This is a genomic window from Pseudomonas sp. GW822-FHT06D10 (assembly GCF_058799535.1).
Genome location: NZ_JBXALN010000001.1, coordinates 1,240,297 through 1,266,083, shown reverse-complemented (window position 1 = coordinate 1,266,083; position 25,787 = coordinate 1,240,297). Strand labels below are relative to the sequence as shown.

Annotated in this window: 12 protein-coding genes and 1 tRNA gene; 10 read left to right on the top strand and 3 right to left on the bottom strand. The window is 67.3% G+C overall.

The window, feature by feature from the left end:
• Positions 1–111 precede the first annotated feature (111 nt).
• Together AC1RL5_RS05415 and AC1RL5_RS05410 are read left to right on the top strand one after the other, a co-directional pair.
• Positions 112–12,675: a filamentous hemagglutinin family protein gene (locus AC1RL5_RS05415; RefSeq protein WP_492588818.1), complete on the top strand. Its 12,564-nt coding sequence runs from the start codon at positions 112–114 to the stop codon at positions 12,673–12,675.
• A gap of 164 nt (positions 12,676–12,839) precedes the next feature.
• On the top strand, positions 12,840–13,556 hold the full coding sequence (locus AC1RL5_RS05410) for an SAM-dependent methyltransferase (RefSeq protein ID WP_492588820.1): 717 nt from the start codon (positions 12,840–12,842) through the stop codon (positions 13,554–13,556).
• Positions 13,557–13,653: 97 nt separating this feature from the next.
• On the opposite strand, the gene AC1RL5_RS05405 is transcribed toward AC1RL5_RS05410, so the two are convergent.
• The gene (locus tag AC1RL5_RS05405; RefSeq protein WP_492588822.1) at positions 13,654–14,865 is read right to left on the bottom strand and encodes an MFS transporter; all 1,212 of its coding nucleotides are present in this window, start codon (positions 14,863–14,865) and stop codon (positions 13,654–13,656) included.
• 124 nt (positions 14,866–14,989) lie between these two features.
• On the opposite strand from AC1RL5_RS05405, the gene AC1RL5_RS05400 reads away from it, so the two are divergent.
• A complete protein-coding gene (locus tag AC1RL5_RS05400; RefSeq protein WP_011061057.1) occupies positions 14,990–15,898 on the top strand; it encodes a LysR family transcriptional regulator in 909 nt (302 codons plus the stop codon).
• A gap of 13 nt (positions 15,899–15,911) precedes the next feature.
• Here the strand turns inward: AC1RL5_RS05400 and AC1RL5_RS05395 are convergent.
• A tRNA-Gln gene (locus AC1RL5_RS05395) sits at positions 15,912–15,986 on the bottom strand.
• Between the two features lie 169 nt (positions 15,987–16,155).
• Positions 16,156–16,860, bottom strand: coding sequence for a hypothetical protein (locus AC1RL5_RS05390; RefSeq protein ID WP_072442041.1), 705 nt, complete (start codon positions 16,858–16,860; stop codon positions 16,156–16,158).
• Positions 16,861–17,039: 179 nt separating this feature from the next.
• Here AC1RL5_RS05390 and AC1RL5_RS05385 point away from each other — a divergent pair, with 179 nt between their 5' ends.
• From AC1RL5_RS05385 to AC1RL5_RS05355, 7 genes are all read left to right on the top strand, one after another.
• Entirely contained in the window at positions 17,040–18,644 is a 1,605-nt protein-coding gene (locus tag AC1RL5_RS05385; protein WP_103291136.1) for an FAD-binding oxidoreductase, read from the top strand.
• Positions 18,641–20,230, top strand: coding sequence for a glycerol-3-phosphate dehydrogenase/oxidase (locus tag AC1RL5_RS05380; protein WP_103407829.1), 1,590 nt, complete (start codon positions 18,641–18,643; stop codon positions 20,228–20,230). The genes AC1RL5_RS05385 and AC1RL5_RS05380 overlap by 4 nt, the downstream gene beginning before the upstream one ends.
• Before the next feature lie 23 nt (positions 20,231–20,253).
• Complete coding sequence (locus AC1RL5_RS05375) at positions 20,254–21,828, top strand: FGGY-family carbohydrate kinase (RefSeq protein WP_011061061.1); 1,575 nt, start codon at positions 20,254–20,256, stop codon at positions 21,826–21,828.
• A 119-nt stretch (positions 21,829–21,947) separates the two neighbouring features.
• Positions 21,948–22,451 carry a hypothetical protein gene (locus AC1RL5_RS05370; protein ID WP_072450542.1) on the top strand — a complete coding sequence of 168 codons (504 nt, stop codon included), beginning with the start codon at positions 21,948–21,950 and terminating at the stop codon, positions 22,449–22,451.
• Positions 22,452–22,637: 186 nt separating this feature from the next.
• On the top strand, positions 22,638–23,114 hold the full coding sequence (locus AC1RL5_RS05365) for a hypothetical protein (protein ID WP_047336647.1): 477 nt from the start codon (positions 22,638–22,640) through the stop codon (positions 23,112–23,114).
• Positions 23,115–23,176: 62 nt separating this feature from the next.
• Positions 23,177–23,422 (top strand): hypothetical protein, encoded by a 246-nt coding sequence (locus AC1RL5_RS05360; protein ID WP_047336648.1) that lies wholly within the window; start codon positions 23,177–23,179, stop codon positions 23,420–23,422.
• Positions 23,423–23,637: 215 nt separating this feature from the next.
• Positions 23,638–25,764 carry a TonB-dependent receptor family protein gene (locus AC1RL5_RS05355; RefSeq protein WP_492588824.1) on the top strand — a complete coding sequence of 709 codons (2,127 nt, stop codon included), beginning with the start codon at positions 23,638–23,640 and terminating at the stop codon, positions 25,762–25,764.
• The last annotated feature ends 23 nt before the right edge of the window (positions 25,765–25,787 follow it).

Here is a 25,787-nt window from a genome sequence, read left to right as displayed (position 1 = left end):
TCCGTTCGGTCGCGCCTCGCGCCAACGGCCTATCCCCTAAAGCAGTGACGCGCGCCCTGGGCCCTACAAGCGTCGCGCTCCCGTGGGCGTCATAACAAAGGATGAGTAGTAATGGTTCGCTGCAAACCACCGGTCAAATCCCCCGCGCTGCGCCCTGATGGCGAGCTGCCGATCCTGCGACTCAAGCCCCTGGCCCAGGCCATCGCCCTGCTGATGGTGGCGGGCAGTGCCCATGGCGCCACGGCCTTCAGTTCCGGCTGGTTCGCCGACAAGGGCGCGTCCCAGGCCGCCACCGCCGCGCGCACCAACGGCCAGGTTCCGGGGATCCCACCGCTGTCCCAGCAGACCCGCGCCAACCAGCAGTTGCAGCGCTCCCTGAGCAACCTCAATTCCAGCGTTGCCGCCATCGCCGCCCAGCAAGCGGCCCAGGCTGCCGCACGCCAGGCCGCATTCGGCACGGTGAGCACCATTCCCGATGGCCTCGGCGAAGGCGGGCTGAAGGTCGACAACAGCCTGACCCAGGGCTGGCTCAATGCCAAAGGGCCGGTGCAGAGCCAGTCCGGCGGCAAGACCACGGTGACCATCGAGCAGACCGCCGACAAGGCCATTCTCAACTGGGAAACCTTCAACGTCGGGCGCAACACCACCGTCGACTTCCAGCAGCAGTCCAACTGGGCGCTGTTGAACAAGGTCAACGACCCCAATGGACGGCCCAGCGAAATCCAGGGCCAGATCAAGGGCGCCGGTACGGTGATGATCATGAACCGCAACGGGGTGATCTTCAGCGGCACCAGCCAGGTCAATGTGCGCAACCTGGTGGCAGCCGCGGCCACCATCAGCGACGAGCAGTTCACCCAGCGCGGGCTCTATGTGGACGCCAACGGCACCCAGCCGACCTTCAGCGATGCCCTGGGCAAGGTCCAGGTGCAGCGCGGTGCGCTGATCCAGACCCACCCGGCGGCCACCTCCACCGAATCCGGCGGCTATGCCTTGCTACTGGGCTCGGAAGTGGAGAACGCCGGCACCATCGTCACTGCCAAGGGCCAGACCACCCTGGCGGCCGGCGACAGCTTCTACATCCGCCGCGGGGTCGGCACCAGCGGCAACCAGCACTCCACCACCCGGGGCAATGAAGTTGCCACTTCGCTGAAGGCCGGCAGCAGCGCCGGCAAGGTCAGCAACAGCGGCCTGATCATGGCCTCCACGGGCGATATCACCCTCACCGGGCACCAGGTGGCGCAGAACGGCGTGGCCCTGGCCAGCACTTCGGTGGACACCCGCGGCACCATCCATTTACTCAACTCCGCCAGCGACAGCACCGGCAGCGTGACCCTGGGGCAGGGCAGCACCACCGCAATCCTTCTGGACAGCAGTGGCAGCAGCGCTCTGGACAGCCAGCGCAACAACGGCCTGATCAACCTCGACGGCACCCCGACCAACCTGATCACCGGCCAGTTCAACAACCTCAGCAGCGTGGTCGACCGCAGCGACCAGTCCCGGGTGGAGATCGTCAGCGGCGGCACCGTGGATTTCCAGGACGGCTCCATCACCCTGGCCACCGGTGGCCAGGTGGCGGTCAGTGCCGGGCAGCGCAGCCTGGTGCGCGATGGCGCGGTGATCGATGTGGCCGGCGCTGTCGGGGTCAAGGTGGCGATGGAGTCCAACAACATCAAGATCAACGTCCAGGGCAACGAGCAGCGCGATTCGGCGGGCAACCGCGACAGCGGCCAGTTGATCAACAACGACGTCTGGGTCGACCTGCGCGAGCTGGTGTTCGTCCCGGCGGGCACCAACGGCTACGCCACCGATCGCTGGTACACCGCCGGCGGCCTGCTGGAAGTGGGCGGCTACCTGGGCACCCAGGGCCACAACATCGGCGAGTGGATGGCCCAGGGCGGTACCCTGACCTTCACCGGCAAGGACGTGGTGACCCAGTCCGGCGCCCAGTTGAACCTCTCCGGCGGCACCGTCGATGTGCAGGGCGGCTACATCCAGCAGACCTGGCTCAAGGGCGCCGACGGGCGCTTGTACGAGCTCTCCAGGGCGCCGGGGGACCTGCTCTACACCGGCATCTACAAGGGCTATGTGGACAGCAGCCCGCGCTGGGGCCGCACCGATTACTACTACAACCCGCTGATCGCCCAGCAGCGCCGCTACGAGGCCGGCTACAGCGTCGGCCGCGACGCCGGCAAGCTGGTGATCGGCACCAGCAACGCCGTGCTCGAAGGCCAGCTGGTGAGCGAAGTGTTCAAGGGCGACCGCCAGACCCAGGCGCCGAACATCAACCTCGACGGCTACCAGCAATCGCACAAGGCCGCGGCCCAGCGCGCGCAACTGATCATTGGCAACTACACGCCGATCTACAACAAGACCAGCGGCACCCTGCGCTACGCCCTGAGCCCCAGCGTGGACAAGGTGCTGATCGAGGCCAACCAGCAGAAGATCGCCGACGGCCTGGACCTCGCCACAGCCCTGCCGGCCAACCGCCAGGGCCAGCTGGTGCTGGACAGCGACCAGCTCAACGGCTTCCAGCTGGGGGCGATCAAGGTCGGCGCCAGGCAGCAGGTCCAGGTCAACGGTGCGCTGAAGGTGGCCGATGGCGGCGACATCACCCTGTTCGGGCCAGAGGTCAAGATCAACGCCAACCTCACCGCCCACGGTGGCAGCATCAACGCCGGCAACGTGCTGAACCAGGTGGATGTGAACCGCAATTTCGTGGTCGGCGATGTGATCCTCGCGCCCACCGGCGGCGCCCAGGCCCGGGTCGATGTGGCCAGCGGGGTCAAGCTGGATGCCAGCGGGCGCTGGAACAACCTGGCCCTGGACCCCTCGGACAGCAGCGGCCTGGCCTTTATCAACGGGGGCAAGGTGTCGCTGCGCAGCAGCGGCGACCTCAACCTGGCCAACGGCACCCTGGTGGATGCCAGCTCCGGCGCCAGCATTGCCTATGACGGCAAGACCAGCGGTGGCAAGGGCGGCGACGTGACCCTGGCCGCCGACGGCAAGCTCGACCTCGATGGCGAGCTGCGCGGGTATGGGGTCAACGGTGGCGGCACCCTGGCCCTGCAGGCGCACAAGGTGCTGATTGGCGCCCATGATCCGGCCCCCGAGGCCGGCACCCTGCAACTGGCCGGGGATTTTTTCAACAAGGGCTTCGGTGCCTACGACATCACCGGCAACGAAGGGCTGACCGTGGCCGAGGGCGCCCAGGTCGAGGTCAACATGCCGGTCTACCGCTACGGGGCCCAGGCCAGCAGCAGTGCCACTGGCAGCGACCCGGCCACGGTGCTGGAGCGCTGGTTGCCGCAGCTGTACCAGCAGGATGCAACCAGGGGCGTGCTGACCCAGCGCCGTGGCGCCGGCCTGACCCTGAGCGCCGGCAACCAGTACTCCACGGCCGCCCAGTTGGCCACCACGGCGCTGAGCGTGGGGCAGGGCGCGGTGATCAGTGTCGACCCGGGGCAGGCCATCAACCTGCGCAGCGTCGGCCAGTTGACCCTGAACGGCACGCTCAATGCCTGGGGCGGCAGCGTCAGTCTGGGCGGCCTGACGGTGGCCAGTTCCGAGGCCGCCAATGCCGCCGGTCACGGGCGCTCGATCTGGGTCGGCGAGCAGGCGGTGATTGATGTGGCGGCGCGGGCGGTGAGCGCCGTGGACAACCGTGGCCGCCGTTACGGCCAGGTGCGCAATGGCGGCAAGATCGCCATCGGCGGCGAGATCGACCTGGCCACCGGTATCGCCAAGGCCAGCGACCTGTTTGTGGTGGTGCGCGAGGGGGCGCGTCTCGACGCTTCCGGCGCCCAGGCGGCCCTGGACATTCCCGGCCAGGGCCGGGTGCAGGTGGCCAGCAACGGTGGCAGCATCAGCTTCGCGTCCAACAACGGCCTGTACCTGGATGGCAGCTTCGTCGCCCGGGCCGGAGGCGCTGGCGCTGCAGGGGGCACCTTGTCGCTGGCCCTGGAAAGCCCGTACTACATCAAGAACGCGGTCAACGACCGGGTGCTCAAGGCCCGGGAACTGGTGCTCAGCCAGACCCACCAGGGCAGTGCGCTGCCCGCGAGCGCCGACGCCGCGGCCGCCAGCCTGGAGTATGGCCACGGCCGCCTCGGGGTGGATCAGGTCACCGCCGGCGGCTTCGACAACCTGGCACTGCTGAGCAACGGCCTGTTGAGCTTCGATGGCGATGTGTCGCTGAACATGGGCCAGAGCCTGCGCCTGTACAGCGGTGCCCTGAACCTCAGCGAAAGCGCTGCGGCCAATAGCCGGGTCGACCTGTCGGCACCCTACCTGCTGCTGGCGGGCATCCTCGCGCCGCTGGAAGCCAAGGACCAGTACGTGCGTCCGGTCTCCACCGGCACGCCGTCGCAACAGGCCACCCAGGCGCAGTTCAATGCCAGCGGCAACCTGATCGATGTGCGTGGCAACGTGGTGTTCGGCAGCAAGGGCACGTTGCGCCAGGCCGACAACAGCCTGCTCGGCGTCGAGCGCCGCGGGTTCGACCATGTGCAACTGACCAGCCAGGGCGACCTGCGCTTTCTCGCCGGGGCCGGGGCCGATGTGATCGCCAAGGGCATCAGCACCCAGTTGCTGACCCAGGGCGACATGACCCTGCGGGCCGCGCAGTTGTACCCGGGCACCGAGGTCGGGGCCCGAGTGATTGCCGGCTACCTCAACGATATTTCCGGCACCAGCATCAACTTCGACCCCACGCGCACCCTGGCCATCGGCCGCACCGGCCAGGGCGAGGCGCCTGTGCCGTACTCGGCCTTCGGCCGCTTGCAGCTGGGCGCGGCCAACATCCAGCAGGGCGGGGTGGTCCGTGCGCCCCTGGGGCTGATCGAGATCGGCAACCTGGGCGCGAGCAAGGTCGAGCTGCTGCCCGGCAGCCTGACTTCGGTCAGCGGCAAGGGCCTGGTACTGCCTTACGGCGGCACCGTCGATGGCCAGGTCTACAAGTACAACGGCAAGACCGTGACCTTCCTCGGCCAGGGCGCCCTGGTGAATGAGAACAGCGACCTGAGCGTCGGGGTGATCCTGGGCGGCAAGTCGGTGCAGGTACAGCCCGATGCCACCGTGGACCTGTCCGGCGGTGGCGAACTGCTGGGCGCCGGGTTCATTTCCGGGCGCGGCGGCTCCACCGATGCGCGCTACAGCCCGCTGGTGCAGATCGGCGCCAACGGCAGCTTCGTCCTCCCGGGCCTGGGCAGCAACCCGATCTACGCCATAGTGCCCGGGGTGCAGCCGGGCTATGCGCCAGTGGCACCGGAGGGTGGCGCGGTGGACCCGCTGATCGGCCAGCAAATCACCATTGGCGCCGGGGTTCCGGGGCTGGCGGCGGGCACCTACACCCTGATGCCGTCCACCTATGCGCTGATGCCGGGGGCCTTTCGCGTGGAGATCAACGGCCTCGCCGGGCTCGGCACCGAAGGCGCGACCCAGCCGTTGCGCAATGGCTCCTGGTCCACCGCCGGGCGCCTGTCGATCGCCCATACCGGGATCAGCAACAGCGTCGCCAGCCAGTTGATCCTGACCTCGGCCGACACCCTGCGCCGCTATTCCCAGTACAACGAAACCGGCTATGCCCAGTTTGCCCTGGCCGATGCCGCCAAGCTCGGGGTGCCACGGCCGATGCTGCCGGTGGACGCCAAGACCCTGAAGCTGGCCCTGGAGCCGGGGGCCGGTGCGGATGCCTTCTCGTTCAAGGGCATTGGCCGTTTCGATGCCGCTGCGGGGGGCTATGGCGGCACCGTCGCGGTGTTGAACATGGGCAGTGGCAACATCGAAGTGGTGGCGGCCGGCAAGTCGGCCACCCAGGGTTTCAACGGCGTTACCCTGGATGCCGACAGCCTCAACGCCATGGGCGCAGCGCGCCTGATGCTGGGCGGCCTGACGCTGGTCAAGTACGGCCAGGGCGGCAACTACATCACCGTGGCCGAAGGCGTGAACACGCCCAAGGGCTCGATCACCTTGCGCGAGGGCGCCAGCCTGGCCGCGCCGGAAGTGTTCCTGGTGAGCAACACCGGCGAGATCGTCCTGGAGCAGGGCGCCTCGATCAATACCCTGGGCCGAGGCAAGGCCAGCTATGACGCCCGTGACGGTTTCACCTACCAGGTGGCCAATATGCTGGCGGTGTCCAACGGCTTGCTCAACGTGATCAGCAAGGCCCAGGCCGGCGGACAGACCAGCGGCGGCATCCGGCTCGGGGTGTGCGCCAGCGCGCCGTGCAGCGGGCAGACCGCACTGTATTCCGATGGCAGCATCGTTGCCCTGACCGACAACGCCTTCGAGCTGGGTGACCAGGTGCGCTACGGCACCCGCCACCTGAACCTGGGCCTGAACAATATCAACGTCGGCAGCCCGGAGGCGCTGGCGGCAGCCGCGGCGGGCAATCGCCTGCCCAGCGGCATGACCCTGACCCAGCAACTGCTCGACCGCCTGCTGCGCGGCGATACCCAGGTCGGCGCCCCGGCCCTGGAGACCTTGCAGCTCTCGGCCCGGGACGGCTTCAACTTCTACGGCAGCGCCAGCCTGGACACCTACGACCCGGCGACCGGCAAGTCGCTGCTGAGCAACCTGATGCTCTCCACCCCGGCGATCTACGGTGCCGGGGGCGCCAATGATGTGGCCAGCATCCACACCGCCAACCTGATCTGGCAGGGTTCCGAGACCCCGGCAGGCGCGGTGGTGGCCGGCGGTGCCGGAACCGGCAGCGGCCGCCTGCAAATCAATGCCGAACGCATCGAGTTCGGCTACGGGGCCTTTGCCCAGCCCAGCACCACCAAGAGTTTCGACCGCCTGGCCCTGGGTTTCGCCAACGTCGACCTCAATGCCAGCCAGCGCATTACCGCCAACCACAAGGGCAGCCTGTCGGTCTACCAGAGCCAGGGCGCCTTCGATCCGCTCAAGGGCTTTGCCTACAGCGGCGGCAACCTGAATATCCTCACCCCACTGATGACCGGCGAGGCCGGTTCGGTGAACCGCATCACCGCTGGCGGCGCCATGGATATCGGCGCCTCGGCCGGCCCTCGTGGCCAGGCCAATGGCCAGGGCGCGGAACTGTCTCTGCAGGGCGACAGCATCCGCCTGGCCAGTGCCGTGGTGCTGCCCAGCGGCAAGGTGACCCTGGGGGCCCGGGGTGATGTCAGCCTGACCGATGCGGCGCTGATCGATGTGGCTGGCCGCACCATCGCCTTCAATGACCTGAGCAAATACGGCGCCGGCGGCGAAGTGCTGCTGCAGAGTGCTACCGGCAATGTGCTGCAGGCCACGGGCTCGACCATCGACCTTTCGGCCACCCATAACCAGGCCGGCAAACTGCGGGCGGTGGCGCTGGACGGTGCGGCCGGGCGGGTAGACCTGGCGGGCAAGGTCCTTGGCGGCAGCAGCGGCTACTACGATGCCGGCGGCACCCTGGTGCCGTTCCTCGGCGCCACGGTGGAAATCCAGGCCCAGCACCTGGGCAGCAGCGGCACCCTGGACGAGCAGTTCGCCGCCCTCAACCAGCGCCTGAACCAGGGCCAGGTCTTTGGCGCACGCAGCTTCCAGCTCAAGCAGGGCGACCTGACCATCGGCGACGGGGTCAGGGCCAGCACCGTCAACGTCTCGGTGGACAACGGCAGCCTGCGGGTTACCGGGCGAGTGGACGCCAGCGGCGAACGGGTCGGCAGTATCAACCTGGCGGCCGGCAAGGGCCTGACCCTGGACGGCAGCGCGGTGCTCGATGCCCACGGCAGCAAGCTGCGGGTGGACAGCTACGGCAAGATCATCGACTCACCGAACCGCGCCAGCGTGGTGCTCAGCTCGGGCCAGGGCCGCCTGACCCTGGCCGACGGTGCGCGCATCGACCTGCGCCACGGCACCGACGTGGCTGTGGGCAGCGCGGCGGGGCAGAACGACGGTCGCAGCCGCGGCACCCTGGAGCTGAACGCGCCGCGCCTCGTCCAGGCGGACCAGAGCAGCAACGACATCGACATCGATGCCCGCGGCCCGCTGGATATCCAGGGCGCGCGCTCGATTGCGGTCAACGGCATGCTCCGCTACGACGATGCTCCGGAAAAAACCGACGCCACCGCCAGCGGCCGCCCTTACCAGGAAATCACCCAGGCCTACCTGGATGCCAAGCATGCCCAGAGCACGGCCTTTATCAACGCGGCCCTGCAAAACAGCGACCTGCTGCAGAACAAGCTGGCCGGCCTGAACAACGCCAGCTATGCCGACGCCTTCCATCTGCGGCCCGGGGTCGAGATCGTCAGCAAGAGCGCAGACGGCGACCTGGTGGTGCAGGGCGACCTGGACCTGTCGGGCTATCGCTATGCCAGCCTCAACCCCCACAGCCAGAAGACCTCGGTCTACGGTTCCGGCGAGGTCGGCAGCCTGACGCTGCGCGCCGGGGGCGACCTGAATGTCTATGGCAGCATCAACGACGGCTTCGCGCCGCCGCCTGCCACCGTGGACGACAAGGGCTGGGTGCTGCTGCCGGGTGTGGACTTCACCGGTGGCACTATCATCGTGCCGGGCAACGGCGTGACCCTGGCCGACGGCACCGCCTTCCCGGCGGGCAGCACCCTCAACTACGACCTGCCGATCAAGGGGTTGACCGTGGCCGCGGGCACGCGCCTGCCGGTCACGGCGACCCTGGACCAGACCCTGGTACTGCCGGCGGGTACGGTACTGGCGGCGGCGATTCGCGATGCCTCGGGCAACCTGCTGTTCGCCGCCGGCACCCTGCTTGGCGAGCCCAGGACCCTGGTCGCCGGCACCCGTCTGGAGGCCGGGACGCTGTTGACCCAGGGCACCCAGCTGCGGTCCATGACCTGGCCCAAGGGCGTGCCGCTGCCGCAAGTACACCTGGCCAATGTGAACAACAACATCGTCATGCTCGACGGCAGCAAGGCCTTGCCCAAGGGCGGCCTGATCCCGGCCGGCACCAACGTCAAGCTGCCGAGCGGCGTCGACTCGGTGCAGTTGCGGCCCGAAGACGTCGGGCGCCAGGGCAAGCTCTGGGCCATTGCGCCGATGCTTGCCGAAGGCTCGCAATCCTGGTCCCTGCGCCTGGTGGCCGGGGCCGATACCAGCGCAGCCGACAGCCGCATCGTGCAGGCCAACCCACGCAGCGGTGACTTGCATCTGGCGGACAGCCATTACGGGATGTTCGCCAAGGAACTGCCCAGCCAGGTGGTGCGGACCTGGACCCAGGTGGCGGTGGATGACCTGGCCGGCGTAGGGATAGTGGTCAAGGCCGGTGATCCGATCGACGAACAACTGCTGGTGGATCTGGGGCAGACCTCGATCGAGCAGTTCTGTGCCGACAGCCCGGCCTATTGCGCGATCAAGGCCAGCTACGCCTGGACCCAGTTGGCGGTGGACGAGCTGGCGGGCGCCGGGGTGGTGGTCAAGGCCGGCGATCCGATCGATGAGCAACTCCTGCTGGACCTGGGGCAGTCGTCCGTCGCGGCCTTCTGTGAAGAGTCACCCGCCTTCTGCATGGCCCTGGACAGCAAGACCTATGGCGCAACGCCGTCCAGCAGCCGCTTCAGCGTGATCCGCACCGGCACCGGCGACCTTGAACTGCTCAGTGCCGGCAACCTGAGCATGGACTCGCTGTACGGGGTCTACACCGCCGGTACTTCCTCCACGGCGACGACGGCCGGCGATCCCTACAACCAGCCACGGGCCCTGGGAACGGGAGCCACGGTGCTCAATGACCCGGGCAGTTACTTCGAACAGTTCGTCAATGGCAGCGGCACCAGCCTGTACCGCGCCTGGTACCCGGAGGCGGGGGGCAACCTGCGGGTCAGTGCCGGTGGCGACCTGACCGGCAATATCAGCAGTACCGCCAACGACAGCCGTGCCTGGCCCAACCCCAAGGACAACGGCCAGGACTCGGCCGAAGTGGGCAACTGGCTGTGGCGCCAGGGCAGCGGCGATGTCGCCACCGGCGGTTCGGCGCAACCCGGTGCCTGGTGGATCAACTTCGGCACCTATGCGGCCAACGGCAGCGCCGACCGGATGCTGGGCTTTACCGGGTTCGGCACCCTGGGCGGCGGCAACCTGGAGCTGAATGTCGGCGGTGACGCGGGCATCCTCCAGCGCCTGACGGACAGCGCCGGCGCCTCCACCGTGGCGCCCCGCAGCCAGGGGCTGGTGCTGGCCGTGGGCAGTACCGGCCGGGTCGCCAGCGATGGCAGCCTGCAACTGACCGGCGGTGGCGACCTGCGGGTGAACATTGCGGGCGCCTTGAACCCGGCCAGCAACCTGGTCATCGAGCATCGCAACGGGGTGGTGGTCAACCTGCGTGGCAGCAGCCATTTGCAGAGTGCCTCCCTGGGCAGCATCGACCTGCACTATGGCGGCACCGCCGTCGACCACAACCCCAGCGAAGCCCGGGCCTTCGACCCGTTGCGCGCCACCCGTGGCCTGGCCCAGGGCGGCCTGACCCTGGTGCCCGGCGATGCCACCTTCAACCTGCAGAGCCGCAGCGACCTGGTGGTGCAGAACGTCGAGGACCCGGGCCGGGTCCGCCAGTTCAACACCGCGCTCTTCAGCCGTGGCAGCCAGCAAGGCAGCGGCCGGAGCTGGTTCACCCTGTGGACCGAGCGTACCGCCATCGACCTGATGTCCCTGGGCGGCAACCTGACCCCGCTCACCAGCCCTGGCAGCACCGATCTGGCAGTGGTCTATCCGTCGATCCTCAGGGCCGTGGCAGCCAGCGGCAGCCTTTACTATGGCAAGGCCGCCAGCGCGCAAGTCGGCGACCTCAACTACCGGGTGCCGCTGTTCCTGGCGCCGGGCGCCGCAGGGCAGTTGCAGTTCCTGGCCCAGGACTCGATCTACGCGGGCGGTTTCACCGTCAGCCAGTCGGGCGCCGCGGCCGCTTCGGTGGCCACGCCCTGGCGTCCGGCATTTGTCGGCAGCATCGAGGGTGAGGTGGTGGCCAGCAACCTGTCGGTCAACGGCAACCCGGTCATCGGCTCGATCCTGCCGTTGTTCGCCTTCGGTTCCGGCAGCGTCTCCGGGCTGGTTGCCGGCCCGGCCGATCCGGCGCGTTTCTATGCGGTGAACGGCGACCTGATGGGGGTCAACAGCGGCCGGATCATCACCTTCGGCCAGGCCGCCTCCCAGTTGCACTCGGGGCAGACCTGGTACGAGGGCAGCCGCCCGGTGTGGATGATGGCCGGGCGCGATATCGTCAGCAGTGGCCGGACCTTCGGCGTCGAGGACCCGGTCAATGGCTCGACCTCCCAGGGCAACCTGTTTGTGCACAACAACCCCAGCGACATCTCCGTCGTCAGCGCCGGGCGCGACATCCTCTACAGCAACTTCAACGTCGCCGGCCCCGGCACCCTGGAACTGACCGCGGGGCGCAACATCCTCATGGAGGACAAGGTCAGCGTCACCAGCATCGGCGCCGTGGCGCCGGGGGACCGCCGGCCTGGGGCGAGCATCGTGATGCAGGCCGGGTTCGGCCCCAACGGCCCGGACTACCGGCGCTTCGTCGAGGCTTACCTGGACCCGGCCAACCTCGCCCAGCCGGGCGAAAGCCTGTCGGGCGCCCGGGTGGCCAAGACCTACGAGGGCGAACTGCTGGACTGGCTGGCCGAGCGCTTCGGCTTTGTCGGCGACAGCGCCCAGGCCCGGGCCTATTACGCGGCCCTGCCCGCGGAACAACAGCGGGTGTTTGCCCGGAATGTGTATTTTGCCGAGCTCAAGGCCGCCGGCCGCGAGTACACCGAGGAAGGCGGCATGCGCCAGGGCAGCTATGCCCGTGGCCGTGCGGCGATTGCCGGGCTGTTCCCGAGCACCGACGTGGCGGGCAACCCGATCACCTACCAGGGCGATATCACCCTGTTCGGCGGTGCCGGGGTGCACACCGACTTTGGCGGCAACATCCAGATGCTGACCCCCGGCGGCAACCAGACCTTCGGCATCGAGGGCACGGCGCCACCGGCCTCGGCGGGGATCATCACCCAGGGCGCGGGGGACATCCAGCTGTACTCCCTGGGCAGCATCCTGCTGGGCCAGAGCCGGATCATGACCACCTTCGGCGGCTCGATCATGGGCTGGTCGGCGGCGGGCGACATCAACGCCGGCCGCGGTTCCAAGACCACCGTGGTCTATACACCGCCCAAGCGGGTCTACGACAACTGGGGCAACGTCAGCCTGTCGCCGTCGGTGCCCAGCACCGGGGCGGGGATCGCCACTCTCAACCCGATACCCGAAGTGGCGGCCGGCGACATCGACCTGATCGCGCCCCTGGGCACCATCGATGCCGGCGAGGCGGGGATCCGGGTCTCGGGCAACGTCAACATTGCCGCTCTGCGGGTGGTCAACGCGGCGAACATCCAGACCCAGGGCAAGTCCAGCGGGGTGCCGGTCACGGCGGCGGTCAACACCGGCGCCATGACCTCGGCCAGCGCCGCCGGCTCCGCCGCGTCCCAGGCCGCGGAAGATGCGGCCCGCAACCAGCAGGCGGCGGCCAAGCAGGGCCGGGCGTCCATCGTCACCGTGGAAGTGCTGGGCTTTGGTAGCGAACCGGTGCAACGCCCCCGTGAAGACGCCAGCCGCGCCCCGGGCTACAACCCCGACAGCCCGGTGCAGGTGCTGGGCGCCGGGCCCTTGAGCGACCAGGCCCGGGCGCGTTTGACCGACGAGGAGCGCGGGCAACTGACGCTGTAGGTTCTCTCGTGGTAGCAAGGCTTGGGGGCGATCGTCGATCGCCCATTTTTTTGGGAGCAGGGGAGGTTCTATTCCAGACGGGAATACAATGAATAAAAACAATGAATTTTAATTATCAAACCGCAGGGCCTAGCCTGTCCCGATCCTTTGAATGGAGCCCTGCCATGACCTCATCCTCGGTAAACCCGGCTGAAAAATTCGACCGCTCGCGAGCCGACGAATACGCCCGCCAGAGCCGTATCGCCCTGGCGGGCTACGACGCCTGCCATGACCTTGCCGCCTGCATGTTGGCGGCCAGCCTGGGTGAGGGGCGTGCGGCCCACATCCTGGCCGTGGGGGCCGGTGGCACGGCCCAGGAGATTATCGCCATGGCTTCCCTGGAACCGGGCTGGCGCTTTACCGCTGTAGACCCCTCGGCACCGATGCTGGAGGCAGCGCGCCAGCAGTTGCAGGCGCAGGGTTTGCTGGAGAGGACCGAAGTGCGTCTGGCCACGGTGGACGAACTGGCGGCGGACGAACCCTTCGACGGGGCCACGCTGATCGGCGTGCTGCACCATCTGCCCGGCGATGAAGCCAAGCGGCAATTGCTGCGGGCCATCGCCCGGCGCCTCCAGCCCGGCGCGCCGCTGATCGTCGCCGGCAATCATTACGCCTACGCCAGCCAGCCCCTGCTGCTGGCGGCCTGGGGGCAACGCTGGCGCCAGCAGGGCGCGACGGCGGATGAGGTACACGCCAAGCTGGGGAAAATCCTTCAAGGCGCCGACCCGCCCCATTCCGAGGCGGCGGTGCAACGATTGCTCGAAGAGGGCGGTTTCAGCGCGGGAACACGTTTCTTCAGCAGCCTGTTCTGGGGCGCCTGGCTGAGCCGCAAGAGTCGCTGAGGTCCGTTGGTCGCGGTTGTGTCTTGAACCGTCACTGGCGATCTCGGCAGCCCTGGCGCGGATCGCCGCGCGCCTGGGCCTGCCCCTTGGGCGATGATCACGTGCCGCTCCTGGCGGTGTTCCTCACGGACTCCAGGTTGGCCGCGCCCAGCCAGTAGAACAGCCCGCCGGCAATGATGAACGCTCCCAGCATGTAGAAGATCCAGTGCGCCGGGTGGCTGGCCAGGACCATGCCGCAGAGTATCGGGCCCAGGGCGCCGCCGAGGTTGGAGAGGTTCTGCGCGCCGTAATACAGGCCTCGCAGGTGTTCGGGGGCGATCAGGTCGATGAACATGTACTCGGCGGGAAACACGATGATTTCCCCCAGGGTGAACACCACCATCGACAGCACCCACAGCGCCAGGCTGGTGGCCAGGCCGAAGCCGCTGACCCCCAGCAGGAACAGGCCCAGCCCCAGCGCCAGCCAGCGGCTCAGGTGGCGCTGGGTAATCCTGCGGCCGATGGCGTATTGCAAGGCGATCACCAGCAGCGCATTGGTCGCCACCAGGGTGCTGATGATGCGGTAGGTGGCCTCGGCCGAGGTGGTGACCACCAGGTACTGCGACAGGTATGCCGAGAACTGGCCAAAGACCACGGCGCTGAGCAGGCCGCCCAGGGTGAAGCACACCAGGCGGTAATCCCGTAGCAGCTGTTTGCCCAGGGCCGCGAAGGATAGCGGCGCTGGTGTCGGGCCGGCGGCGCTCAGCTGTCTGTCGCCCCAGCGCACATGGATCGCCAGGAACCCGGCGCCCAGGGCGGCGGAGATCAGGAACGGCAGGCTGATGTCCAGGCGCGCCAGCCCGGCGCCGAGGAACGGGCCCACGGCGTAGCCGATATTGGTCAGGGTGTATTTGATCGAGAAGGCTTCGCTGCGCTGTTCCACCGACAGGCGCTGGGCAAAGCCGGCCTTGATCGCGATGTCGATCACCGCATAGGCCAGGTTGACCAGCACCAGGCACAGGTAGAACAGCCACAGCTGGCGGGCACTGAAGGCGCCGATGAAGCCCAGGGTGAACAGCGCGCAGCAGGCCAGGATCAGCCGGTAGCTGGGCGTGCGGTCCACCAGGAAACCACCGTAGAGGCTCAGCAGCGAGCCGAGGATCATGCTGCTGCCGATCACCAGGCCGATGTCGCTCACTTGCAGGCCGAAAGCACTGCTCAGGTAGATCACCAGGTAGGGCAGGGTGATTGCCCGGGCCAGGGTCAGCACCAGGGTGCCGGCCAGCAGCAGGTTGATTGCTTTCGGGTAGCTTTTCAGGGTGCGCAGCATCCGTGCCTCATCGGTCTGTAACGGCGTTTTTGAGAAAGGCAGCCAGCTTACTGGGGAATATGGTTCTGTTTTATGATGTTTTTTACCCAGTGAATGGAATCAGATTCATGAATAAGAGGCGCCAATGTTTTCTTCCGAACGCTTGAAGGGGATCGATGTGTTTGTCTGCGTGGCCGACTGCGGCAGCTTCAAGGCCGCCGCCGAACGGCTCAACCTTACGGCTTCCGCCGTCAGCAAGGCCATCGCCCGGCTGGAAGGGCGCCTGCAGGCGCGGCTGTTCCAGCGCACCACCCGCAGCCTGGCGCTGACCGATGCGGGCACGGCCTTCTACCGCACTTGCAGCGGGGTGCTGGCAGACCTGGAAGAGGCCGAGCTGGCGCTGAACGCGGAAAACTCCGAGCTGCGGGGGCGGGTGCGCATCGACCTGCCCGGGACCTTCGGCCGCTCCCAGGTGCTGGGCGCCGTCCTGCGCTTTGCCCGGGAGCATCCGGGCTTGCAGCCGCACATCACCTTTTCCGATCCCGGTGTCGAGCCGCTTGAAGCCGGTGCGGACATCGCCGTGCGCCTTGGCGGCTCGGGGCAGTGGCCGGCGGCGCTGGGGCACCGCTGCCTGGGCCGCGAATGGCACCTGTTCTGCGCCTCGCCCGACTACCTGCGCAGCCATGGCGTGCCGCTGACCGACCAGGACCTTGAGCGCCATCAGTGCATTGCCTATGGCTGGGTGGATGGCCGGGTCAGCCCCTGGAACTTCGCCAGCGGCCGCCCGGGCGAGAGTGAGCGCCGGGTGATGTCCGCCAGTTGCGTGGTGGGCGATGGCGAGGGACTGTTGATGGCGGTGCAGCAAGGCTACGGCATTGCGCAACTGCCTTCCTGGCTGGTCAAGCGCCAGTTGGAGGACGGAAGCCTGGTGGAGGTGCTGCCGCAATGGGCCAGCGAAGGGCAGGCGATCCATCTGCTGTGGCTGAAAAGCCGGCAGGGGTTGCCCAAGGTCAGTGCATTGCTGGAGATGCTGGAACGGAATCTGCGGGGATAACGATGAGAAAAAATGGCAGGGGCGGCTGGATTCGAACCAACGCATGGCAGGATCAAAACCTGCTGCCTTACCGCTTGGCGACGCCCCTGTAGCTGTTGCGACGTTACTTGCCTGAACTGCCGGCCCGGGGAGGGCCGCTGCAAGAACGGGCGCAAATTTATCAACTTATCGGCGGGCTGGGAAGCCCCCTGGTAAAAAAAATGAGTTTGAAAACAGCTGCTTAGTCTTTTTCAGGGCGATTTTATCCGTCCCGGGGTTCAAGGGACCAGGTAGCCGGGCTGTGAATCCTTAAGCGGCCGGGCCATGTCCAGTGCGCGGCGGATGGCCCGCAACTCCGCCCCTTCAAGGGCGCGCCGGCCAAATTGATAGTCGTCGCCCCCCGGGCCCAGGTGCACCGAAAGCAGCCCGAACAGCTGCTCGCCCACTGCTTCGATGAACATTTCCATATAGCTTTCGTAACGGCCGTAGGCGCACAGGTAGATCAGCCCCTGGACCTCGGCGCGCTCGCACTCGTGAATGTCATCCCAGGTCAGGCAACTGCCGTGTTCGCCACTGATCAGCGGCAGGTGCCAGGCGTTCGGTGCGAGCGGTTGGGCGCGCAGGGCCGCCGGTAGCGGCTGGCAGGACAGCACCTGGAAGCGGTACCTGAGCCTGCCGTGGTGGTTGGCATGCCGTGGCGCGGGCGGCTCGGCGGCCGGGCCGGTGATCCGCACGTGCAGCAGGTGGCTCAGGGCGATTTCCGAGGGTTGCTCGTTCCAGCCATTGAGGTCCGCCAGCGGCGGGCACCAGATCAGTTGCAGGGTTTCACCGAGCACGATGCCGTCCTGGCGTTGGAAGAAGGCTGAGCTTTGCTCGCCCACCACTGGCAGCAGGTCGCGCAGCTGCAAGGTCGGCGCGCCGTAGTCGATGCCAAGGTCGGTGGACCAGAACAGGGGGGTGCAGGTTCTCAGGGTTGCCGGCATGGACGCGAGCCTGTGATGGGGAGGGGGAGGATTCTTCGGTAACTGGCGCCCGATGTCACCTCTGTCTGACTCAATCGGCTACATCCGCTGGCTCAATGTGACCGTGACAGCCCGCTGCCGCGCACTAGTATAGGGAGCCTTGGGCAAGACCTATAAGAACAGCAGAAGGACACACACGCATGCGACGCTGGAACGGTTGGGGGGATGCATCCACGGTGGTCGAATTGCCGGCCCAGGGCGCGGGGTTTCTCGCCGAGCGCCTGGGGCCGGGACGCAGGTTGCCGGAGGCGACCCTGGAGCAGGCCCTGGCCCGGGTGCCGGCATCGCGCCTGCAAGCCCATGACTTGTACAGCATCAGTGCCGAGGACCGGCTGCTGCACGCCCGCGGCCAGAGCCTGGCGGACTGGCTGGCGCTGCGCGAGGGCGAGCTGGGGGCCTACCCGGACGCCGTGGCGTTCCCGGAAACCGCCGAACAGATCCGCCAGTTGCTGGCCCTGGCCGAGGACCGCGACCTGTGCCTGATTCCCTACGGCGGGGGCACTTCGGTGGCCGGGCACATCAACCCCGGCGGGTCCCAGCGGCCGGTGCTGACGGTGTCCCTGGCGCGCATGAGCCGCCTGCTGGACCTGGACGAAGACAGCCTGCTGGCGACCTTCGGTCCCGGGGCCAGCGGCCCTCAGGTGGAAAGCCAGCTGCGGGCCCGGGGCTACACCCTGGGGCACTTTCCCCAGTCCTGGGAACTGTCGACCCTGGGCGGCTGGGTCGCCAGCCGCTCCAGCGGCCAGCAGTCGTTGCGCTACGGGCGCATCGAGCAGCTGTTCGCCGGCGGCACCCTGGAAACCTTTGCCGGGCCAATGCCCATCGCCACCTTTCCGGCGTCCGCCGCCGGGCCGGACCTGCGCGAGGTGGTGCTGGGCAGCGAAGGGCGCTTCGGGATCATTTCCGAGGTCAAGGTGCGGGTCAGCCGCCTGCCCGATGACGAACGTTTCTACGGGGTGTTCCTGCCCGACTGGCAGCAGGCCCTGCAGGCGGTGCGCGCCCTGGCCCAGGCCCGGGTGCCGCTGTCGATGCTGCGCCTGTCCAATGCCCTGGAGACCGAAACCCAGCTGGCCCTGGCCGGCCACCCGACGCAGATCGCCTGGCTGGAAAAGTACCTGGCCCTGCGCGGCGCCGGGGCGGGCAAGTGCCTGTTGACCTTCGGCGTGACCGGCAACCGCCGGCAGAATGCCCTGTCCCTGCGCCAGGCGCGCCAGCACCTGAAGGCTTTCGGCGGGGTGTTCACCGGCACCCTGCTGGGCAAGAAATGGGCGCAGAACCGCTTTCGCTTTCCCTACCTGCGCGAAAGCCTGTGGAACGCCGGCTACCTGGTGGACACCCTGGAGACCGCCACCGACTGGAGCAATGTCGACCGCCTGCTGCAACGCATCGAGCAGAGCCTGCGTGACGGCCTGGCCGCCGAGGGCGAGCAGGTGCATGTGTTCACCCACCTGTCCCATGTCTATGGCGAAGGGTCGAGCATCTACACCACCTACGTGTTCCGCCCGGATGCCCAGTACCCGGCGACCCTGGCCCGCTGGCAGGCGCTCAAGCACGCTGCCAGCCAGACCATCGTCAACCACCGCGGCACCATCAGCCACCAGCACGGCGTGGGCAAGGACCATGCGCCGTACCTGCTGCGGGAGAAGGGCCCGCTGGCCATCGATGCGCTGCAGGCCCTGAGCCGCCACTTCGACCCGGCCGGGCGCCTCAACCCCGGCACCCTTTTGGAGCCCCGTGAACCATGAGCCAGGACTGGAATGCCCAGTGGCGCCAACAGGCGCTGCCCGGGCTGGCGGCGCAAGCCTGGGACCTGATCGTGATCGGCGGCGGCATCAGCGGCGCCGGCATCCTGCGCGAAGCGGCGCGGCGCGGCTGGCGCTGCCTGCTGCTGGAACAGCGAGACTTTGCCTGGGGCACCTCCAGCCGCTCCTCGAAGATGGTCCATGGCGGCTTGCGCTATATCGCCAAGGGCCAGTGGCGCCTGACCCGGGATTCGGTGCGCGAGCGCCAGCGCCTGTTGCAGGAGGCCCCGGGGCTGGTGGAGCCCATGAGCTTCCTGATGCCCCATTACCGCGGCAAGTTTCCCGGGCCCAGGGTGTTCGGCGGCCTGCTGAGTGTGTATGACGCCCTGGCCGGGCGGCGCAACCATCGCTTTCACGATGCCCGGCAGCTGGCTTTCCTGGCCCCCGGGGTCAAGGAGCCGGGGCTGTTGGGGGGGACCAGTTTTCTCGACGCCCTGACCGACGATGCGCGGCTGGTGATGCGGGTGCTGGCCGAGGCCCGGGCCGATGGCGCCCAAGTGTTCAACGGCGTTCGGGTCACCCGCCTTTTGCGCGAGAACGGGCGGGTCTGCGGGGTGCAGATCGAGGACAGCGAAGGCGGGCAGCCGCAGCAGGTGCGCTGCGCGGCCCTGGCGGTCGCTACCGGCGCCTGGGCCGAGCGCCTGCGCCCGGCGGACCGCGTGCGCCAGCTGCGGCCCTTGCGCGGCAGCCATCTGCTGCTGCCGGGCTGGCGCTTGCCGGTGGCCCAGGCCTTCAGCTTCATGCATGCCGAGGATGGCCGGCCGGTGTTCGTCTTCCCCTGGGAGGGCGCCACCGTGGTCGGCACCACCGACCTGGATCACCGCGATGACCTGGACCAGAGCGCCAGCATCAGCCAGGAAGAGCTTGAGTACCTGCTGGCCGCCTGCGCCCAGCAGTTTCCCCAGGCCCTGATCACTGCCGGCGACGTGCTGTCGACCTGGGCCGGGGTGCGCCCGGTGGTGGCCAGCAGCGACGGCCAGCAGGGCAAGCCTTCCAATGAAACCCGCGAGCATGTGCTGTGGCAGGAACCCGGCTGCGTGACCCTGGCCGGCGGCAAGCTCACCACCTTCCGGCCCCAGGCCATCGAAGTGCTGCAGGCCTGCGGGGCGATGCTCGGGCGTGAAGTGGTGGACGACGGCGCCCCGGTCTTCACGCCTGTGGCGCCCCTGGAGATCCCCGGCCTGAGCGGCGCCCAGGTGCGGCGCCTGGCTGGCCGCCACGGCCGCCATCTGCCGCGGCTGGCGCAGTGGGTGGCGACCCTGGGCGGCGATTGCGTCGGCGCCAGCGACACCCTGTGGGCCGAACTGGCGTTTGCCGCCGAGGCGGAAATGGTCCTGCACCTGGACGACCTGCTGCTACGCCGCACCCGCATCGGCTTGCTGCTGGCCGAGGGCGCCGCCCAGTACCTGCCGGCCATCCGCCGCCTGTGCCAGCCGCAGCTGGGCTGGGACGACGAGCGCTGGCAGGCCGAGGAACAGCGCTACCGGGCCCTGTGGCAACGCCATCACAGCCTGCCGCCACTCGCCTAACGATGCTCAACCAAGAGAGCCCCATGGATAACCACAACAACAATAAGCAGGACTACCTGCTGGCCATCGACAACGGCACCCAGAGCGTTCGTGCGCTGCTGTTCGACCTCAAAGGCAACCTGCTGGGCAAGGGCAAGGTGGAGCTTGAAGCCTATTTTTCCAGCCGGCCCGGCTGGGCCGAACAGCACCCGGACTACTACTGGGCCAAGCTCGGCGAAGCCTGCCAACTGCTCTGGCAGCAGACCGGCATCGACCGTTCGCAGATCCGCGGCGTGTCCCTGACCACCCAGCGCGGCACCCTGATCAACGTCGATGCCCAGGGCCGCGCGCTGCGCCCGGCGATCCTCTGGCTCGACCAGCGCCAGGCCGAGGTCGAAGGCAAGATCAAGGGGCCCTGGGGCTGGCTGTTCAAGTTGATCGGCGCCGAGGCCACGGTGGATTATTTTCGCGCCCAGGCCGAGGCCAACTGGGTGGCACAGGAGCAGCCCGAGGTGTGGGCCGCCACCGACAAGTTCCTGTTGCTCTCGGGCTTTCTCACCCATCGCCTGACCGGCAATTTCGTCGACTCGGTGGGCTGCTGCGTGGCCTACCTGCCGTTCGACTACAAACGCTTGCGCTGGGCCGCCCCCAGTGACTGGAAGTGGCAGGCCCTGGCGGTGCGCCAGGAGCAGTTGCCGACCCTGCTCAAGCCCGGGGAAACCCTGGGCCGGATCACCGCCGAGGCCAGCCGCCATACCGGCATACCCGAAGGCCTGCCGCTGATTGCCGCGGGTGCCGACAAGGCCTGCGAAGTGCTGGGCTCGGGCGTCCAGGACTCCACCACCGCCTGCCTGTCCTACGGCACCACGGCCACCATCACCACCACCCGTTCGCGCTACCTGGAAGTGGTGCCTTTGATACCGCCGTACCCGGCGGCGGTGCCGGACCACTACAACTGCGAGGTGATGATCTTTCGCGGCTACTGGATGGTCAGCTGGTTCAAGCAGCAGTTCGGCCTGCGCGAAGTGCAGCAGGCGGCGGAGCAGGGGCTGGAGCCGGAGCAGCTGTTCGACGCCCTGGTCCAGGCGGTGCCGCCGGGGTCCATGGGCCTGACCCTGCAACCCTACTGGTCGCCGGGCATCCGCGAGCCGGGCATGGAAGCCAAGGGGGCGATGATCGGCTTTGGCGACGTGCACACCCGGGCGCACATCTACCGGGCCATTCTCGAAGGCCTGGCCTATGCCCTGCGCCAGGGCATGGAGCGCATCGAAAAGCGCTCCAGGCTGAAGATCAGCCGCCTGCGGGTGGCCGGCGGTGGCTCCCAGAGCGACGCGGCCATGCAACTGACGGCGGACATCTTCGGCCTGCCGGTGGAGCGGCCCCATGTCTATGAAGCCTCGGGGCTGGGTGCGGTGATCGCCTGCGCGGTGGGCCTGGGGCTGTACCCGGACTTCGCCACGGCCATCAGTGCCATGACCCGGGTTGGCGCAGTGTTCGAGCCCCAGCCCCAGGCGCAGCAGATGTACCAGCGGCTGTACAGCGAGGTCTACCTGCGCATGTACCGCCAGCTCAAGCCGCTGTACCAGAGCATTCGCGAGATTACCGGTTACCCGGCGTGAGGGCGCGGGCCAGGAGGGGTAAGGGTTCCCGGTCGAAAAAAGCCGCTTGCGCGGCACGGCTCAACTATCGTCATCCAGGTGGACGGAACCCTACGACAACCTGAACCAGTGAGCCGAACATGAACCGCCAGGACGCGCTGAACATCCTCTGGAAGCGATTGTTCATCATCTTTGTGCTGCTGTTGGCGGCGTCCCTGGGGGCGGTCGCCCTGGCCGACGGTTACACCATTCCCTCGGTGGTGTTCATCGTCGGCAATATCGGCGGTTACGTGGGCTTTCACCGCCAACTGTCACACCTCAGCGAGGAGGAGATCGTCAGCCTGTGCAGCTCCTGGTTCAACGTGCTGTTGCCGTCGTTCATCGGCGGCATCCTCGCGGGCCTGCTGTATATCCTGTTCATCTCAGGCGTGGTGCAAGGTGAACTGTTTCCCCAGATCGTCGACGACAAGATCTGCCGGTACCCGGACAACAGTTTCTATGTGATTTTCTGCCAGCACGCGGACGGCTATGCGTCCTACGGCAAGCTGCTGTTCTGGTCCTTTGTCGCGGGTTTCAACCAGAACTACGTGGTCGATCTGATCGAGAACATCAAGGGCAGCAAAAAAGCACAGGGTGAAGCATGAGCAAAGGCCGCCGGGTAAAAGGGCCGGCGTCGTGCGGCCCTTCGATTGCTGGTCGCTGCGGTCACTCGATCTGAAGAATGCTAGGTGTGTGTGTTTTGTTGTGTGAGTATTTAATTATAAGTAGGTGTTGACACCTACTACTAGGTTAAATATTCTTCGTGACACATACACAAGAGATGCCTTCCAATGAATAGTCTCGTCAACGCCTACAAGGCGCTCGAAGTCCTCACCCAGGATGAGTTCAATCGTCGCTTTCCGCAAAAGCACACGCTGGGGGAAGTGGTGCTGGGCATGGGAGAACTGGTTGAGGTCTTGAAGAAAGACAACGGCCTGTCGCTGCGCAAGATTGCCGAAATCGCCGATGTTTCGGTGGCCGGTCTCGATCGCTGGCGCAACAACGGCTACGGCAGCAAGAAGCACTGTGAAAAACTCATCGCCTACTGCCAGCAATTGCTGGGCGAAACCCTCTTGCCACATCCGGTCGCCACGGCACCCGCTGCCAGTGTGGCGCAGAGCCTGCGCGCCTGTAGCCCGGCGCAGTTGGAGGCGGCCATTGAGCGTGCCTTGCAGGCACAGCTGGGGTTCCCCGATTCGCTGGAATGCACCCTGGTCAGGATGGAGGCCGGCGCTGACGGCCACCGTCTGGAAATTCTGCTTCGCTGAGCCACGGCCCCGGTGTTTCCCGGGCTGCGGCTGGCGCCATTGAGCTTCAAGGAGAGTTGAAGATGAACCCTATGCAAACTTCGGCCTGGGACCAGGCCGCCATCGCCCTCAAACAGAATGCGGCCAAGCTGCCTGCCGGGTACCAAGGCAAGGTTCGCCAGATCATTGGGGAAACGCTGTGGGAGCCTTTGCAACGCACGACCCGTCATCGCTTTGGCAAGCATGTACGAGCCAATCTTGAACACTATGGGTTGGTGTTCGTGGGCAAGGCGGGGACCATAGCGGTGTACAAGAAGTCGGCGGTCTGATCGGCCGGCTGACCGCGGGCCAAGCCTCGGTGAGGCCACCCGCCCTGTCCGCGTTGCAAAGCGCCGCCGCCCCTGGTCGGGCAGCGGCGTTTTATCTGTTTGAGCGCCGATTTCCCGCCGCCTGAATGACCTTGGCCAGATTGTCCTGTGCTCTGTTGGTTCTTTCCTGCGTCGCACCTTGCATTGCCCTCTTTCTGCCGGTCGGAGTTTTCTCGATGTCTTCCCCAAAATCCTTGCCCACGGTCCTGTTGGGCCTGGCCCTTGCCTGCCCGGCGCTTGCCGAAACCCGCGCTGTAGAGCTGGCACCGGCGCAGGTCCTGGGGCAGGAGCCGGTTGGCGAGGGGCAGGGCATGGAGGAGGCCGCGGCGCGGCTGGCCCAGGTGCCCGGCGGCACCAATGTGGTGGACATGCGCCGCCCGCTGCAGGGCCGGGTGGCCAGCAACCAGGATGTGCTGGCCTACCAGCCCGGGGTCTATGCCCAATCGGCGGGCAACGAAGGGGTGAAGATCTCGATCCGCGGCTCGGGCATCAACCGCGCACCGGGTGCCCATGCCTCGGGGCTGTATACGATGCTCGACGGCTTGCCCCTGACCGGCCCCGGTGGCACGCCCTATGAATTGCTGGAGCCCTTGTGGGTCGACCACGTGGAAGTGCTGCGCGGCGCCAACGGGTTCGACCGTGGCGCCCTGGCCCTGGGCGGGGCCATCGATTACGTCAGCCATACCGGCTATGACGCACCGCTGTTGCAGGTGCACTACGCCACCGGCAGCCACGGTTATCAGCAGCGTCAGGTCAGTTCCGGGCAAGTGCTGGGGGATTTCGACTATTACGTGTCACTGACCGACTCCAATGCCGACGGCTACCAGGATCACACCCGCAGCCAGAGCAAGGGGCTGATCGGCAACTTCGGCTACCGCTTCAACCCGAACCTGGAAACCCGCTTCTACCTGCGCTACCGCGAGACCGACAACGATCTGGCCGGGCGCGTGACCAAGCGCTCCATCGAACACGACCCGCGGGCGGCCAACCCGGCCTACGTCAGCCGCGACGACCGGCGCAAGCAGCCGGGCAGTACCTTTGTCGGCAACAAGACCACCTATTACCTGGACGACGATTCGAGTATCCAGGCCGGGCTGGTGTACCACGACTACCCCATGGACCTGCGCGAAGGCCCCAATCGCCTGAAGGTGGCCTACAGCGACGTCAGCGGCACCCTGGACTACAAGCGCCGCGACAGCCTCTGGGGCCTGGAAAGCCGCAGCACCCTGGGCCTGCGGGTGACCAAGCACCTGCCCAATGACGGTGCCAGCGAGTTCGTGCGCATTCCCACCGGCAATACCGCGAACTACGCGCCGGGCACGCGGATCCGCAACTTCACTTACCAGGGCTCGGACACCGTCCTGCACGTTGGCAATGACCTGGAGATCGCCGACGACTTGTGGCTGACCACCGGGCTGGCGGCCATCTACACCCGCCGCGAAAGCGCGGTGACTTACCCCGAGGGCGGCGGCAAGACCAGCCTTGGCGATTGGGACTACGCGCCGCGCCTGGGCCTGCGCTATCAGCTGAACCCGGATCTGCAACTGTTCGCCAACCTCAGCCGCTCGGTGGAAGCGCCACACCCCTGGTCGCTGATCTACAGCGCCAATCAGCGTTTTCCGGCCGGCAGCGGCGTCGCCACCGGCGCCCAGCGCGACCCGGTCAAGCTGCGCAATCAGACCTCTACCACCCTGGAACTGGGCGGGCGCGGCGACAGCAGCCTGGGCCAGTGGAGCCTGGCCTGGTACTACGCCCAGGTGCGCCACGAACTGCTTTCGGTGCTGCCGGACGCCAACGCCACCACGCCTTACGAGCTCAACGCCAGCCCCACCGTGCACCAGGGCGTGGAAGCCAGCCTGCAGAGCGAGCTGTGGTCGCGCCCGGGCGTCGGCCGCCTGAGCCTGCGCCAGGCCTATACCTTCAGTGATTTCCACTACCGCGACGATCAGCGTTTCGCCAACAACCGCCTGCCGGGCCTGCCCATGCACTACTACCAGGGCGAGCTGCGCTACGACTGGCCCCTGGGCTTCTTCGCCGCGCTCAATACCCAGCTGGTGTCCAAGGTGGCGGTGGATTACGCCAACAGCTACTACGCCGATCCCTATGCGCTGTTCGGCGCCACCCTGGGCTACAACGCGCCGAAGAACGACTGGCAGACCTGGGTCGATGTGCGCAACCTGACCGACAAGCGCTACGCCGCCACCGTGACCCCGGGCTATGACGACAAGGGGCTGGACGCGGCGCGTTCAACGCCGGGGGAAGGGCTGGGGGTGTACCTGGGGGTGTCCTGGAGCCTGCGCTGAAAGCAGGGCCGCGAGCGAGCCGA